Consider the following 15,814-nt stretch of genomic DNA (forward strand, 5'->3'; position numbering starts at 1 on the left):
GGATGCATGGCACTTGCCTGCAAATGGCGATCAACAGGGGGATCCCGGTTTGGACTTCAGCGATTACATGCGAGCGCTTCGCCGCAATTGGGTTTTGATTATCGCGGCGACCCTGAGCGGCCTCCTGGTCGGTGGTGGCATTGCGGCTCTCACTACACCAACCTATACGGCCGAGACACAACTTTTCGTGGCTATACAAAATTCGGGTTCAGTTCAAGAACTTCAGCAGGGCAACTCCTTCGGTCAAGCACGCGTGCAGTCTTACGTCAAAACCGTAGGCTCGCCAGCAGTCCTCCAGCCAGTCATCGACACACTTGGCTTGCCCGTGACCGCAGAAGAGTTAGCCGTCCAGGTCAAAGCGAGCACCGATCTGAACACCGTGCTTATCAACATCGCTGTATCCGACCAATCTCCGGCACAAGCTTCGGCGATAGCTCAAGCTGTCGCCGACAGCCTGATAAAGGTCGTTGACAAGTTGGAGCGACCAAAGACCGGTGGAACGTCGCCCGTCAGCCTGTCCATAATAAAGCCGGCTGCCGCACCGACGGCCCCGTCTGCGCCAAACAGTCGGCTGAGCTTGCTGCTGGGTCTCGTAATCGGGCTGGCGCTTGGGGTGTCCGGGGCAGTGCTGCGGACCAGGCTGGATAGCCGAATCCGTGGAGAAGCGGATCTCCGACTTGTCACCAACCATCCGCTACTTGGCGGAATTACCTTCGACCAAGACGCGTCGAAAAGCCCTCTTCTAACTCAGGTCGCCCCTCAAAGCCCCCGTGCAGAGTCGTTCCGCCAACTTCGGACAAATCTACAGTTTGCAAATGTATCCGGCAAAGCCAGGAGCGTGTTGGTGACTTCGTCCTTGCCGGGCGAAGGCAAGAGCACAACAGCCACAAATCTGGCCATCGCGCTGGCACAGGCTGGTCAAACAGTGTGTCTGGTCGACGCCGACCTTCGCCGTCCGATGGTCGACGATTATCTGGGCCTCGATCGCAACGCGGGTCTCACCACTGCACTTATTGGCTCCGCAGACATAAACGACCTGCTGCAACCTTGGGGTGAAGACCCGTTCTACGTCCTAACCTCGGGCCAGATTCCCCCCAACCCGAGTGAGTTACTCGGTTCCCAAGAAATGAAAAACCTCATTGAACGCCTTGAACAAGCTTTCGATACGGTCGTGATAGATGCTCCCCCGCTGCTCCCGGTCACCGACGCAGCCGTGCTCTCGCAGCATGTTGGTGGCGTGGTGGTCGTAGTGGGCACGCAGAAACTAAAGCGACAGGACTTGGAGAAGGCCATGAAGGCCCTCGAGCTCGTGGAGTCAAAAGTGCTGGGCGTCGTCCTCAACCGCCTACCTTCAAAGGGTCCTGATGCCTATTCCTACAGTTACTACGGCAAAGAAGACCTACCCAAGGCTGCCTCCACAAAAACTCGGGTGCGCGCTAAGAAGACAAAGCCGGCGAAGTCTTCTGCTGTAGTGGGCGGCAATCCAACGCCATTTGATGAAATAGCCTACGTGCCAGGTTCTCGGACGCCTACGGTTTTCTCCGGAAAAACAGTCGACAATTCGTAACCATTACTGTAGCGCCGTTGAAAGTAAACAGGTTCCTTCACAGACGAACCAGACTAGGACCGTTTAAGTCGCGATCGGCCCCTAGTGCGGACCACCAACGAGATCCCGTTGCTTCCCGCCTGAACGACAGACTGGTGATCTGCGCCGTCACAGGTCTGTCCGCAGAGCTTCGTGCGGTTTCCAGGGTCGCCGGAGCCTATTTGGGCATTAGTGGATGGATCTTGAACTTCTACCCGGTGCCAGTCCTGACCTGGCTGAGCGAGCACCGAATCCATCCAGTGGCGGACCTTGACCAAGCCCTCGCCTCCATTGCAGGTACTGCTTCAGGCACAGACTCTTAAGACAAGAGTTCATCGATACAGAGCAGGTCCACCCGGCCGTAGCGGGCGATGGTCTTGGCGAGGACTTTCTCGTCGGCGGCTTCGACGAGTTCGTTCACGAGCCGCGTGGCGGGTGTATTTGACCCTGTAGCCCTTCTCGGTCGCCGCGGTGCCGAGCCCGATGAGCACGTGGGATTTACCGGTCCCGGAATCGCCGATGAGGCAGAGAGGTGCTCCTTTGGGGATCCAGTCTCCGGTGGCGAGGGTGTGGACGGTGGCGGCGTTGATGTTCGGATTCGCGTCGAAATCGAAATCCCCGAGCCATTGTCACCCGGGAATCCTGCCGCTTTGACCCTGCAAATGGAAGAGCGCCGGTCCCGGTCATCGCACTCGGCCAGCCGCAGTTCGGCCAGCAACCCCAGGTAGGACAGTTGTTCCTTGCCGGCGACGGCGAGTGCTTCATCGAGCACCGCCCGGACGGTGGGCAGCCGGAGCCGGCGGCAGACCTGGTCCGCGGCAGCGACGGCGGCTTGTTCGGTCAGGCCGAGCCGCCGGCGCAGAGCCGGAGTGATGCTTGTTCCAGGGACGCTGGGGCTCATGAGATGTTCTCATTCGACGCGATTCCTGCGGGGTGTTCGGCGCGTTTGGCCAGCAGCTCGGCATGGGCGCTGACCGATGGCAGTGGCCGGGTGTCCGGTGGGAGCCCGGCGATGACCGCGGCCGGGTCCATGAGACGGCGCTGGGTAAGACCGACAACCCGTTGCACATTCCTTTCAACATGAGCACCGGGATCGCGGTCCGAACTGGACCCACCCCCAGGGATGGCGGAGATGTGTCTGCGGACTTCGACCGCGACGACGTCGGCGCTGACAGCGCCCACCCCCAAGGCAGCGGCGATCCCCGCCTGGATGTCGCCGGGGTCCATGGAGCGGTGGAGCAGGAGCACGTCGATCAGTTCACGGGTCCCGTCCACGTCGCCTTTGACCCGGCGGGACGCAGCCCAGAACGTCTCATGCGCGGTAGTGAACGCACCGGACTCCCGTGCCCGGGCCAGCGCGGTGGAACCGGGCAACGCGCCGGGTTTGGTCTTCAGTACCTCGAGGTAGTGGTCCAGCTGCACGGACTGTCCGTTCTTGGCAACGATCCGTTGATGCCTGGCGACCACGGTGCGGCCCTCGAACACCACGACCTCGGATGCCCGCAAGGACACCCGGGCCTTCCGACCGACGAACCGCGCCGGGACGGAATACTTCACGATCCGCACGGTGATCATCGAAGACCGGTCCACCCGCGGCGTCAGCACCAGACCCGGGTCGAAGACCTCCACGGGCAGCGGTGCCAGGAACGGCTGCGCGGCGCGAAGTCCTGGCCGATCGTGCGGATCCAGTCACTGATCCGCCGGCGGTTGTCTCGGGCTTCCCATTCCCGGATCCGGTCGTTGAGCTCATCCAGACATTCAGCGACAGGCATTGGGGAGAGACGGTTGCGGCGGAACCAGCCCACTTCGCCTTCCACGCGGCCCTTCTCGTGGGCTCCGGCGATGCCGGGCAGGCAGTAGAAGGCATCGAAGCCGTGGTGCGAGCGGAACAGCAGCCACCGGTTGTTCTCCTGGCGCTACCGACCCTGCCCGAAGACCACGGGGGTGACGGCACTGGTGAGGTTGTCACAGCGGATGTGCCTGACCGGCACGCCACCGACCTCGTTGAACGCCTCGATGTGGCCCTCCAGAAACGCCTCCTGGGCCTGCGTCCGACAGGTCGGTGGACGGCCTTGCCGGAGTGACAGTCGGAAGACGAACATATGGCATTTCGTCTTCACCCCGTTCAGGACCACCCAGACTTCACTGAAATCCACCTCCGCCTCCGCACGAGGCGCGCGCTCCTGCGGAACGAAGACCTCCACCCGGCGGCCGGCCTCGACATCGATCTGCGCCCGGCGGACCCGCACGTAGTCACGGACGGTTGAATGCGACAACTCGTGGGCCCCGTGTTCCTGCATGAGCCGGGCCAGAATCCTGCGGGCAGTGTGGCGCTGCTTCCTCGGCGCCGTCGTGTCATTCGGTCAGCATGGCATCAATCGCATACTTGAATGTATCCAGCCGGGGGCGGTGGCCTCTCGGGCGTTTTCCGCGCCCGGGGAACAGGATCCGACAATGCCTGCCGGACTGTGTCTCTGCCGATCTGGTACCGCTTTGCCAGCCCACGGATTGATACGCCCTCAACGCGGGCGTCTCTGCGGATCTTGGCAAACAGCTCCATGCGCACCCTCATCCGGACCTCCAATTGCCGCTTTCATCAGATGAAAGCAACATTGGGGGTGGTGCTGACTCAAACCGTCATAAGCAACCGGCGAGTCGTGGGTGGTCCTGGTTCAAGCCGTCACACGGGTCCCTGAATCAAACTGCCACATTCAACGAACTGTGAAGAGCCACGTCGGGGCCGTGGTGAATGCACCCGGGCGCCGATGACGCCACAGGACGGACAGCCGGCCTCCGCGGTGGCTTCGCCGCGGACCCATCGCTGTCCGAACGCGAGGACCTCGGTATCGGTGACGCGGTAGTCAGGCAGATTGACAAGGACCCGGGCAGCATCGGCGCGCGGGCAAGTAGGCTCGATCAAGGCTAATAGTTCCTGACTCGTGATGAATGCGTAGAGAACATCCATCACAGCAGGGCTATGAGCCCTTCAGCTTTCAAGACACGGAATCCGTTTCACCACGAACCACGGAGAGCCCGCAAACACGATCTCCGTGCCGCGGCCTCAAGATGCGCCACCGCGCTCATCCGCGAAGAGCCGTCAACACAAACATTGTTCGCGTTGACCCCTACACGCCTATCGTGATCGAGGCTACAGAAGGAACTCATCCATGCGTTCCCCGATGCCGAGAAGTGCCCCTATTGCGGCCACGGAACGCTCGGCAGCCCTGCCATCACCATATGGATTCACCGCATTAGCCATCGACAAATAAGACTCTTCGTTACGAAGCAGGTCGGTAACTTCTTTATAGATTCTGCTTTCATCCGTGCCAATCAACCGGACGGTTCCGGCCGCTACCGCCTCAGGACGCTCGGTATTGTCCCTCATCACCAGCACAGGCTTTCCAAAGCTAGGAGCTTCCTCTTGGACTCCACCGGAGTCTGTAAGGACAACATGAGCTAAGGACAGCATCCTCGTGAACTCGCCGTACGCAAGGGGCTCAGTGACAATGATGTTTGGCCTGTCCGACAGGTAAGGTAGAACCGCTTCACGAACAGCAGGATTCTTGTGGACCGGCAGAACGATAGTCACCCCAGGCTCGGCGTCGGCAATGCGCGCCAACGCTCGGCCGATTCCGTGCATGGTTTCCCCCTGGTTCTCTCTCCGGTGGGTGGTTACCAGCACGATCCTCCTTGCATTGGAAGACAGACTCTCCAATCGAGAATCAGAGAACTCAATAGTCTTCTTCGCCGTGGCGAAAAGTGCATCGATGACGGTGTTACCCGTAACTACAACGTCGCGATGATCAATGTTCTCCCTTAGAAGATTCGCTTTACTGACGCTTGTGGGAGCTAGGTGTAGACTGGCGACTTGCGAAGTTAACTTGCGATTGGCTTCCTCAGGAAATGGGGAGAACAGATCACCGCTCCTTAGTCCGGCTTCTACATGCACGACTGGTATACCGTGATAGAAGGCCGAGATAGCTCCCGCCGTCGAAGTTGTCGTATCTCCTTGAACAACAACTGCGTCCGGGCGAGTACGGGAGAAGAGCTGATCAAGGCCGTCAACGGTCCTGGTTAGAATGGAGTTCAGGCTTTGCCTTTGCTGAATGATGTCCAAATCTGCATCAGGGACTATATCAAACAGCACATTGACTTGATCCAGCATGTCTCTGTGCTGACCTGTTACCGTGACGAAGCAATCCATGTCTGGCGACATATTCAACGAATTAATAATCGGGGCCATCTTTATTGCTTCGGGCCTCGTGCCATAGATCGGCATAATGATTGGCATTGGGTCTCCTCGAGGCGCTCCCGCGCCGTGATTATCTAATCCTATAAATAGAACTGGCGGTGCTTAACGCCGAAACAATTGTCGCAACGCTGTGGTGATAGATGATCGAGTCGCCTTGGCAGAACCCGCAGTGAGAGGTGCTCTCCAACCAGAGATCACTCCGAGTATCACAGCGCGGAAACCCAAATGGTTGCCCTTCAGAAGGAATTGCACCGCCCAGCCAAAGCGCACCACGGTCCACCATAGGGCAGCCAGCGGCCAATATTTTCGACCAACTATAACTGCAGAGCGTGAAGAATGATGCAGCGATGTCAACGACTTCCGCGGTCCGCCGGTCGGAGAAATACTTGATCCCCTTGCGTGGAACACACCGTATTCCTTGGACACGCTCCAGCGACCACCCGAGTCATCAATACGCCTGCAGAAATCCAACTCTTCAGCATAAAGGAAAAAATCCTCGCTTAAGCCACCAATATCATCAAGCAAATCCACCCGAATAACGAAGCAGGCTCCGTAAAAGGTTGGCGAATAGCGCCGAATTCTCGACGCCGAAGAGATGTCCAAGACCCCACGTCCAAGCCAAAAATCCCATCCAGGCCACATTAAGTCAACGGGATAATTGTCCCCATCGACCTCCCTCATATACGGTGAAATCAAATCCAATGAACGCGAATCCATTTCTCGGAGCAATCCGGAGAGAGTATCCGGCCCAACTATAACGTCGGGATTGCAAATCAGGACGCGCTCCGCATTCAGGTCCCGAGCTAGTTCTATGCCGAAATTGTTTCCACCGGCAAACCCAAGGTTGGATGGAGGAATAGCATGTATCATCTTCGGCCCCAGAACCAGACCAGATGCATCGATACACGAACCGGCTACACCATGCGAATTATCAACAATTATGACCCGATCGACATCACCCAGATCCGCCAATCCCTGGCAACATTCCGCCAGCTCAGAACCGTTTTTGTATGCCACGACAATCGCGATCACGACATGACCCGCTTCATTAGCAGGGCCCGCTCTTCCCAAGAATTCTCTCTAATAAAATCCGAGATCAAGGTCTGATTCTGACCTTTTTCCTCCAACGCGTCTTCTACCCGGGATACCAGTTCAGCTGCGGTTTCATAACGGCGAACGTGTGATCCAAAGTGCAATAACTGCGGGTAATCTCGCACGATGACTGGTCGACCTGTTGACACATATTCATAGACCTTCACAGGGTCTACCGCCAGAATTAAGTCGTTTAGAACAAACGGCAACAGCAGGACCGCGCAGTTATGCATTACCTCAATGGCCTGTTCATGTGGAACCACGCCCATTTTATGCAGTCGCTCATGTTGAGGAACCTCTACGTCGCAGGGTCCCCACAAACGCACCGTTATGTTTGGGTTCGAATCCAGCAGGGCCAGCACGCTGTCGAAGTCAAACCAGGAGGAGATCGCCCCAACGTATCCCACAAGCCCGGGCTGCACGGAGAGCTCTCTGCCGAAGAATCTTTCAAAAGATGCCGGGTGTAATGCATTCGGCACAATCTTGGTGACTACAAGATTTTGCAAGCCCTTAATGTGTTCCGAAATAGCCAAACTTGAACAAAAAACGACGTCCACAATCTCAACTAGTTTGCGCTCGTCTTCCCGATCAAAGACTGTGGCATCGTTAAACAAACCGTTGAGATCCATGCAGTCATAGAAAACGCGAACTCCGGCACGGTGAAGAAAGCTGGCAAGATACCTGTGCCTCGAATGAGTTACAACGGCAATGTGAGGCCTCACGATAAAAAGGATTAAGCATGCGGAAATAGCAGAAGCGACTGCATCGAAAATCCGGAGTAGACGCCTCAAGCGTTGGGGCAGCAAAGGAACGCGGAGGACAGGCACCCTCAGCCTCTGGGAAGAGACAAGTAATCGTCGGCGAACAAATAATGAACAGACATAGGTCACCCGATCATCGTCATGACGAAGAGACTCTGCCATAAAATGGGGCCTCTGCTTAATCCACTGACTGTCAACGTGGGAGATGTATGCGATTCTCACGCCGAAACCTCCCCGTAGACCCTAAGCGTTCGTGCCCCGATCTCATCCCAGGAATAAGTTGAAACTACCTGCGTCCGCGAAACCGAGCCCATCTTCTGCCTTTCATCAGCAGTAAGCCGGCATATGTTGGCCACGGCTAGAGCGATCGCCTCCGCATCCGCGGACGGAACCAGATGTCCATTCACGCCCTCGTGAACGATTTCAGGGAGTCCGCCGACGTCAGTACTGACGATTGGCAAACATACGGCCATCGCTTCAAGAGCCGACAGACTCGTCGCCTCCATCAGTGATGGAATAATGCAAATGTCCGCTCCCTGCAACGCTTCTGCCATCTCACCCATCGACAGCGTATCTACTATTTCGAAGCTTGCCGCCGAAGCCTTGAGCGCTTCACGAATCTCACTAGAGTATTCGGGAAATTCCGTTTCGCCTGCGCCCGCGAAGATGACCGAACAATTTGAAGGCCAATGCTCCGACGACATAGCTTCAGCCGCAAACAAAACACCCTTGGTTGGTGCCCACCTTCTAGGCACTATGGCGATCAAGTCATTTTGACCCAATCCCCTCTTTGCTCTTAGCGAATTACGGTCCGTCGATGACAAAGGCGCAAACGCGTCAGTGTTAACGCCGTTCGGAATGTACTCGATTGGACAGGAAACAGTCATCGGGTCTGATAGCTCGCCAGAGGGGCCAATGCCCGCATCAAAAGTGCGGGTCAAATATCTTGTTAGAATCGGGCCGACCACTGGCAGCCGTCGCAAAATCAGAAACTCGCCGAGATGATTGGTCCAAATTTGCTTGATCGCAAACCCACGCAGCATTCGTGCGACAATGGCACTTGTAATGAAATCGTGGTGGTGTATTATATCAAACGCCGCCAGAAAATCAGGATCTTCGCGTAGCCTCCGCCCGGCTTTAATTGCCGTGGTAATTCTCCCAAGAAAATTGGAGGCGAATCGGACCAACGGAATATTGCTCAACTTATTCGAGATCCGTTGGTCTTTGGCCGAGGAATGGCCCAATACTGGAACGACAGGAACTTGAAAATCAAGTTCATGGATACTATGGCCTTGCGATGTTCGCGCAACAGTCACCTCGTGACCGGCAACGACAAGAGCGTGCGAAAGATTATGGACGTGCATTTCGACACCGCCGCGCGTTCGGTCGGCGTAATTATTCGTGATCATTAAGATTCTCATTATTTCACCCCAAAGAAAAATGCCAAAAGAACACCTGCATAGAGTATTTGTACCATTAACATGGCCGCTCCGAGAGCGCCAACAGTGTTCGTCCGAAAAATCTGACGAGCGAATACGTTTACAGCGAACATGCGACTAAACATCCCCGCAGTGACACACAAACCGGCAACAGGCCAGCTGTAGATCGGAAGGAGTATGTAAGCCATAATAAGAGTCGTGAGCGCCCCTACCATAGTTGCAATTGACACTCTACCAGCCTTATTGAAATACATAAGGACCGCAGATCGGCCATCAGCTAACGCTTGCATTGCAGCTGCCGGCAAGGCGAGGAGCACGGTCAGCACCACATGCTTGGCATCGTATCCCGGTGGCAGCCACACCCTCAAGCCGAGAAAAAGAAATAGAACTATTCCCGCCGACATGAACAAAAGGATCGTCTGAATCCGCGTTTGGTTACGTCTAAGAACTCCCGTTAATGCTGCCAGGCTAGGACTGGCCTGGGCACGAATCGACCAGTGCGCGTCAAGGGAGGCTGCGACTGTAAGTGTGCCTCCGATAATCAAGGCGGCGAAGGTGTAGTTTGCTACGGCCTCGTTATTCACCTTAAGAGAAACTAAAATCCTCATCATCATCAGCAGCGCGACGGCCAGCACAAGGTGAGGAACGAGAGTCGCTGATGCTCTGAGAACCGGAACAATTGCGCGAATCTCAGTACGGAGCGTCTTCTTCCTGAGCAAATAGTACTGCCATAAGACCGGGATGGTAATGACTCCAACATAGGCCAGGACGGCGATCTGCAGACGATGTGATATCGAAGACAGGAATCCAAGGGAGAACAGCCCAAATGTCTGAACCACAAAAGTGACAATAGAGTACGGGACAGGCTCATCTATCCCCCGCATTACCCCTGACGTGACAAGATAGGCTGCGTTCGCACATGACAAGGCGAGTGGAATCAGAAACAGCCAAGCATCTAAGAACAGTGACGAGAACGCAAGCATCCCGGATAGCCCATATAGAACGCCAGTCACCCAGAGCGCCGTCTTGGCTTCACTTCGGCGGTCGGACTCAGGCCCGGCTGATAGCCTGTTGGCCAGGTAGAGGTTTGTCCCGAGGCAAAGAGCCGGAGAGGCGATGCTTGAAATTGCCAATTGGAGCGATAATTCCCCGAGAAGTCTTTGATCGAGAATGTGCCCGAGCAGCGGCCACACAAACAGCGTAGTCAATATAATCGACGCCGGGCCGCTTTGAAAAAGAAGAAAACTTGTATGGGTGGGAAGTTTTGAGTTCAGACTTCTTCCAACGCCGGACGATCTGACTCTGACGACAGTCGCTTCATCCATGGCGAGAAGGACCGCTTTTCAAAACCACGTGATTCCTCGAATGTCTGAGGCTGGAGTCTTTCCGTAGCTTGTCTATCCATATGGGCAGCGCACACAGCCACAGTAAAACTGAGGTGAAGAGCAGGTTGATCACCAAGTAGGCGCCATTTCCATTCACCAAGAACATTCTAATTCCGATAATGAGAATAGCTGCCATGACTCCGGTGAACAGATTCGACATTCGGGCAGTCGCGGATATTGCCCATGTCCAGATCCATCCCAGTAAAATTAAGACCGTTACTACCAGTGGGATGGGGAGGCTGAAGATAAGGTAGACAGGGCCGCCGACCGTAACGGGAACAATGAACAAACCCAAGCCAAGTGGGGTTCCCGTCACAACCGATGACATCAGCATGTCAAAGGTATAATCATCGGGCTGTCCGAGACCCACGTATCTCGCCATCAGCTGCAGGAAATCATGCCAAAAGGCAGTTTCTCCCGAGGTGAAGGTCGGGTCGTTCCACAGTGCAAGATATCCCGATTCAATTGCCTGAGTCGTGCTGCGATCCAGCAGATACCCCAGGTCACTAGGACTGTTGAGGGATGTTGCGTACAGGGAACGAACTACTTCCACGTAAAGAAGGGCGGACACAAGTCCGGCAGCTAATAGCATGAGATGCTTGGGCCGGGGGCGGGCGACGCGTACAAGGTAAGCCAATGCTGCCAAAAACATGACCTCAAGAAGGCCGCCCTTAAATCCCAGTCCTATTTGAGTTATGGAGAACAGTATCCATATTGCGATTGTCGTTCGTCGTGTTTGCATGGTGACAGTTGCGAGACTAATCAAGGCAACGGCGGGTATTGCATAAAGAACCGCTCTGCTCGGGAAGCCTGCTAGCCCGCTGCTTCCCAGACTAAACCGTTGCGTCTCGACGCTGTCACTGAGTACCGGGATTCCAGCCAACGCGAAGTGCAAAACAGCGAGAACGGCCAATATCCAAAAGGTAGTCTTCAGAAATCTGTGCAGGTCAGGGTTCGTTGCTTGACGTGCGATCTCGCCGTCGTTGCTCGGCCTGCGTAAGACCATGCCGATAGCAACAAGCGCCGGGGCCATCAGAACGAGCCAGCCGTTGGGGACCACCCCATCCCGCTCCTGAAGAATGTAGAACCCGAATGTGGGCAAAGCTAATTGGGCGAGCAATAAAATTCCGGGAGATATTCGCCGGGCCCGCACCCAGACCATCAAGATCGCGATGACCGAATACACAGTCCTCCGGGCCTTCCTTCCAGGTAGTCCCGCCGACCCACCGGGGATGTCAAGGCGGTGTTGATCGTGTGTGCGGCTTCGCAATGTTTCAAAAATTTCCAGCCGGCTTCTTTGGTAGTCAGTTCCAGACTAATGACGTGAAGTCCAGCAGATCTACAGATAAAGTCAAAGATTACGCCCCCAAAAAGAATAGTAAACCTGGTTGAGCTTTCGCCACCCAAAATGTTTATATTCTGCCGAGGAATTAGACTCCCTCAAGGGCTGCTTCATCGCAACCGGTTGGCATGTGCTTCGCCTGTCGCAGTATACACAGCCGTCGGCTTCACCGTTTCATTTCGGTCGATAGGTAGCGCTCGGATCTTGAGTCCCGTCGTTCACGCTCAGTTGTCACGTGTAACACTGCGTAACACTTGAATCGAGGAAGTATCAAGGTAGTCCTGCCTGAGAAGACCGACGAGTTCTTGGATACTTATGGCGAAACGATCGTCGCAGGCGCCGGGCCGCGGGTTGCACTACTATGCTGGGCGAGCGCTAGTTGACCATGGTGCATAATGGCCCAGGAACAGCGTCATCAGGGGGGCAAGTCAGTGTCAGGGAATCGCTTTTGGCGAAGTAAGTACTCAAAGCGGCTATTTGCGTTCGATGCAGTCGCAATAGGTTGGGGCGTTGCCGGCGCCTACTTCGTCCGGTTTCGTTCTCCCGTTAGTCCGACCCCCACCGGAGATGACTTCGGCTATGCGGTGTTTTCTCTGTCCCTGGCGGGCTGCTGGTGGCTTATGTTGCACTTTTGGGGATCTAGAGAACCGATGATTCTTGGCTCAGGTGCAGAAGAATACAAACGGGTGATTGCTGCTTCGGCTTGGCTCTTCGGGTTCGTGGCAGTCGTCTCATACGCCCTTCGCATTGACACTGCCCGCGGCTTTGTCGGACTCGCCTTTCCAGCGGGAGTAATCGGCATTCTCGCCGCTCGTTGGCTCTTGCGGCAGCATCTGGCACTGGAACGTCGGCGCGGCGAGAGTGCGTCCCGAGTGTTGATAATTGGGGGTCCTCATGCTGTTGAGCACTTGGTGAAGTCACTCAGGAGGGCACCGTCCGCCGGGTACCTTCCTGTGGCTGCGCACCTTCCCGGAATTACGGAAGGGCTTCACGACCTATCAAGAGTTACCGTGCCAGTTACAGGCACTCAGAGTGACTTCCAGACGATACTGTCGGTAATTGAGGCAACAGGAGTCGATGTGGTCGCAGTAACAGCTGGCGTCGACATGCATCCCGCAGATCTCCGCAAACTCGGGTGGGAGCTGGCTGCCAGGGATATCGGGATGATTCTCGCCCCCGCTTTGACAGACGTTGCGGGTCCGCGTATTCATACGCAACCCGTGGCAGGACTTCCGCTTATTCACGTATCAACCCCCAAATTGACCGGAGGGAAGAAGGTTGCCAAGCGAGCCTTCGATATCGTGGGGGCCACAATGTTGGTCGCCCTCCTCGCTCCGCTCTTCCTAATTCTTGCTCTACTAGTGAAATTCACAAGTCCGGGTCCGATATTCTACGTGCAAGAGCGAATCGGCTTTCGCGGTACGACTTTCAAACTCCTGAAATTTCGTTCGATGCGGTTAGACGCCGATGCCGACCTTCGGGCGCTCCTTATGGCACAGGGATCAGCTCATACGCCTCTATTCAAGATCGAAAATGATCCTCGCATCACCCGAGTAGGGCATATTCTGCGAAGGTACTCACTTGACGAGCTTCCACAGCTTCTAAATGTGATTGGCGGCAGCATGAGCCTCGTGGGGCCTCGGCCGCAGCGTGAAGGCGAAGTCGCTCTTTACGATGAGGCAGCCCATCGGAGACTATATGTGAGTCCAGGGATGAGCGGTCTTTGGCAGGTGAGTGGCCGCTCAAACCTTACATGGGAAGAGAGCATCCGCTTCGATCTTTATTATGTTGAGAACTGGTCTCTCATGGGTGACCTTGTGATTCTCATCAAGACCTTCAAGGCAGTATTTGCAAGCACCGGCGCCATTTAGACGATGCTGGGTAGTCGAGTAATGGCCAGCAATTAATTCTGAAAATATGCGCGGATGCCACGATCCGAAAGAAACAATGGAAGCCACAAATACCCCAGCAGAGGGCCGGTCGCACCAAACTCGAACTAATTCGTCCACGAATCGAAAGCATCGTCGACGCATTACTACCGCGGTCTTGTTAGCCGCGCTCGTGACGGTACTCACTTTGTCGGCAACCGCATGGTTGGGCGCCAAAGGCTCCACAATAAAGAGAGAGCTTGAGGCATCCACCCAGTTGGTTCCGAAGCTCAAAGAGGACATCCTCCAAAACCGCCCGGCCGACGCATCCTCGGTTGTCGACGAACTACGTCGCCACACGGCCGCCGCTCGGGACGCTGCGTCGGATCCACTTTGGTCTCTAGCATCAGCGACTCCTTGGCTCGGCGCAAATTTCTCCGCCGCAACTGAAATCGCCCGCACGGCAGACGACGTTGCAGCTCTTGGCATCGCGCCCTTAGTGAAGGTTTACGACTCCGTGAACTGGGACAAGCTAATGCCAAGCGCGAGCGGCACGGATCTTGAACCGATTCGAAAAGCCGCCCCCGCCGTCGCGTCCGCAGCCCACGCTGTGCGCGTCTCGGCCGAGCGGCTGGACGGGATCGATGCGGGCAACCTGCTCCCGCAGATCGCGGGACCGCTGGCACAGGCCAGGCAACAACTTGGCTCCGTCGTAAATGAACTGGATACTGCAGCCGACGCCGCAGGCCTGGCCCCTGGGATGTTGGGCTCCGACAAACCACGGCACTACCTCCTCCTAGTCCAGAACAATGCCGAGGCCCGGGCCAGTGGCGGCATACCCGGCGCTCTGGCCGTGCTGACTGCGGACAAAGGAAAAATCAGCCTCGCATCCCAGACCAGCGCCCACGATCTGGGTGCGTTCACCCCACCGGTGGCTGTTGACGCGGAACAAGAGCGTATCTATAGCGACCGCCTGGGTACCTTCATGCAGGACGTCAATTTCACTCCAGACTTCCCCACCGCCGCCGCCACGGCGCTCAATATGTGGGAACAGAAGAAGGGCGAACGCCTAGACGGTGCCATCTCGATCGATCCCGTGGCACTCAGCTACATCCTTGACGCTACCGGACCAGTTAGTCTGCAAGACCCCCAATTGCTTGCCTTGACCTCCGGGAAGCTGCCGAATCAGCTCACCGGTGAAAATGTCGTCAAGACGCTGCTTTCCGACTCATACGCCGAGCTCAATAATCAGAAGCTGCAAGATATCTACTTTGGATCGGTGGCAAAGGAAATCTTCGGAGCCCTCTCCTCGGGAAAGGGCACAGCGAAAAGCCTTCTAGACGGCGTCGGGAAGGGTGTAGACGAACACAGGATTCTCCTCTGGTCCACAGGCTCCAACGAACAATCCGTCCTCAACAAATACCCGCTCAGCGGTTCAATCTCCGGCCCGAGCGTGCCGGCCGCGCAATTCGGCGCCTACTTCAACGACGGCACAGGCGCAAAAATGGACTACTACGTGAAGCGGACTGTCCAGTTGATTTCGCAGTGCGCAGTAGGAGGCTACGGAACGGTCAAGGTGCGTATTACCAGCGCCAATACCGCTCCGGCCGATGCGGCCACCTCCTTGCCGGCTTACGTCACCGGCGGCGGAGACTTCGGCGTCCCGCCGGGAACCGCCCAAAGTAACGTGATTGCCTATGGACCAGCCCAGGCTCAGATTGAATCGGCCACCCTGGATGGGAACAAAGTCCCCTTCGGCGCACAACAGCATGACAACAGGCCCGTCGGCACCCTCACCGTTCGTCTGGCGCCAGGCCAGAGCAGCACGGTGGAATTCACCTTTGGAAAGATCGTGCAGCAAAGCCAACCGGAGGTGGTAGTGACTCCAACAATTCAAACCCTGGACAAGGTAGTCCTTCCGACCGAGTCGGTAAACTGCGGAACCGGCGGATAGCCATCAGGTTAACGCTTTGTAACGAGTTTGGATTTACTTTGCGGTAAGCAGCCTTATGATGGTAGCTTCTCTCTGGGGTAGGTCTTAGATTTCAGTTCACGTGTTCGTGGTGGATGAAATCAGGTCATCACAATGA

10 protein-coding genes and 2 pseudogenes are annotated in these 15,814 nt (G+C 56.1%); 4 read left to right on the top strand and 8 right to left on the bottom strand.

Annotated elements, in window-relative coordinates; all coding sequences use genetic code 11:
- Positions 1-67 precede the first annotated feature (67 nt).
- On the top strand, positions 68-1,567 hold the full coding sequence (locus tag ABH924_RS05445) for a polysaccharide biosynthesis tyrosine autokinase (RefSeq protein WP_404497675.1): 1,500 nt from the start codon (positions 68-70) through the stop codon (positions 1,565-1,567).
- A 346-nt stretch (positions 1,568-1,913) separates the two neighbouring features.
- On the opposite strand, the pseudogene ABH924_RS05450 reads toward ABH924_RS05445, so the two are convergent.
- A pseudogene (locus ABH924_RS05450) lies at positions 1,914-2,486 on the bottom strand (ATP-binding protein); the annotation flags it as partial.
- Positions 2,483-4,157: pseudogene (gene istA / locus ABH924_RS05455) on the bottom strand (IS21 family transposase). The pseudogenes ABH924_RS05450 and istA, both read right to left, overlap by 4 nt.
- 177 nt (positions 4,158-4,334) lie before the next feature.
- On the opposite strand from istA, the gene ABH924_RS05460 reads away from it, so the two are divergent.
- A complete protein-coding gene (locus tag ABH924_RS05460; protein ID WP_404497534.1) occupies positions 4,335-4,511 on the top strand; it encodes a hypothetical protein in 177 nt (58 codons plus the stop codon).
- 222 nt (positions 4,512-4,733) lie between these two features.
- Here ABH924_RS05460 and wecB read toward each other — a convergent pair whose 3' ends face one another.
- The 6 genes from wecB to ABH924_RS05490 form a co-directional block, all read right to left on the bottom strand.
- Positions 4,734-5,876 carry a non-hydrolyzing UDP-N-acetylglucosamine 2-epimerase gene (gene wecB / locus ABH924_RS05465; RefSeq protein WP_404497536.1) on the bottom strand — a complete coding sequence of 381 codons (1,143 nt, stop codon included), beginning with the start codon at positions 5,874-5,876 and terminating at the stop codon, positions 4,734-4,736.
- Between the two features lie 63 nt (positions 5,877-5,939).
- Positions 5,940-6,869, bottom strand: a complete 930-nt coding sequence (locus ABH924_RS05470) for a glycosyltransferase family 2 protein (RefSeq protein WP_404497538.1) — start codon at positions 6,867-6,869, stop codon at positions 5,940-5,942.
- Positions 6,866-7,558, bottom strand: a complete 693-nt coding sequence (locus ABH924_RS05475) for a hypothetical protein (RefSeq protein WP_404497539.1) — start codon at positions 7,556-7,558, stop codon at positions 6,866-6,868. The genes ABH924_RS05470 and ABH924_RS05475 overlap by 4 nt, the downstream gene beginning before the upstream one ends.
- Before the next feature lie 350 nt (positions 7,559-7,908).
- Positions 7,909-9,099: a glycosyltransferase family 4 protein gene (locus ABH924_RS05480; RefSeq protein WP_404497541.1), complete on the bottom strand. Its 1,191-nt coding sequence runs from the start codon at positions 9,097-9,099 to the stop codon at positions 7,909-7,911.
- 11 nt (positions 9,100-9,110) lie between these two features.
- A complete protein-coding gene (locus ABH924_RS05485; RefSeq protein ID WP_404497543.1) occupies positions 9,111-10,454 on the bottom strand; it encodes a lipopolysaccharide biosynthesis protein in 1,344 nt (447 codons plus the stop codon).
- Positions 10,447-11,700 carry a hypothetical protein gene (locus ABH924_RS05490; RefSeq protein ID WP_404497545.1) on the bottom strand — a complete coding sequence of 418 codons (1,254 nt, stop codon included), beginning with the start codon at positions 11,698-11,700 and terminating at the stop codon, positions 10,447-10,449. Before ABH924_RS05490 ends, ABH924_RS05485 begins: the two co-directional genes overlap by 8 nt.
- 551 nt (positions 11,701-12,251) lie before the next feature.
- On the opposite strand from ABH924_RS05490, the gene ABH924_RS05495 reads away from it, so the two are divergent.
- Entirely contained in the window at positions 12,252-13,727 is a 1,476-nt protein-coding gene (locus ABH924_RS05495) for a sugar transferase (protein WP_404497546.1), read from the top strand.
- 190 nt (positions 13,728-13,917) lie between these two features.
- A complete protein-coding gene (locus tag ABH924_RS05500) occupies positions 13,918-15,678 on the top strand; it encodes a DUF4012 domain-containing protein (protein ID WP_404497548.1) in 1,761 nt (586 codons plus the stop codon).
- Positions 15,679-15,814 lie beyond the last annotated feature (136 nt).

Source organism: Arthrobacter sp. GAS37, from assembly GCF_044908325.1.
Classification (GTDB): domain Bacteria; phylum Actinomycetota; class Actinomycetes; order Actinomycetales; family Micrococcaceae; genus Arthrobacter; species Arthrobacter ramosus.

Coding starts and splice junctions, on each gene's coding strand:
- ABH924_RS05445 (WP_404497675.1), top strand. CDS start 68: ATGCGAGCGCTTCGCCGCAATTGGGTTTTGATTATCGCGGCGACCCTG.
- ABH924_RS05460 (WP_404497534.1), top strand. CDS start 4,335: ATGCACCCGGGCGCCGATGACGCCACAGGACGGACAGCCGGCCTCCGC.
- wecB (WP_404497536.1), bottom strand. CDS start 5,876: ATGCCAATCATTATGCCGATCTATGGCACGAGGCCCGAAGCAATAAAG.
- ABH924_RS05475 (WP_404497539.1), bottom strand. CDS start 7,558: ATGGATCTCAACGGTTTGTTTAACGATGCCACAGTCTTTGATCGGGAA.
- ABH924_RS05480 (WP_404497541.1), bottom strand. CDS start 9,099: ATGATCACGAATAATTACGCCGACCGAACGCGCGGCGGTGTCGAAATG.
- ABH924_RS05485 (WP_404497543.1), bottom strand. CDS start 10,454: ATGGATGAAGCGACTGTCGTCAGAGTCAGATCGTCCGGCGTTGGAAGA.
- ABH924_RS05495 (WP_404497546.1), top strand. CDS start 12,252: ATGGCCCAGGAACAGCGTCATCAGGGGGGCAAGTCAGTGTCAGGGAAT.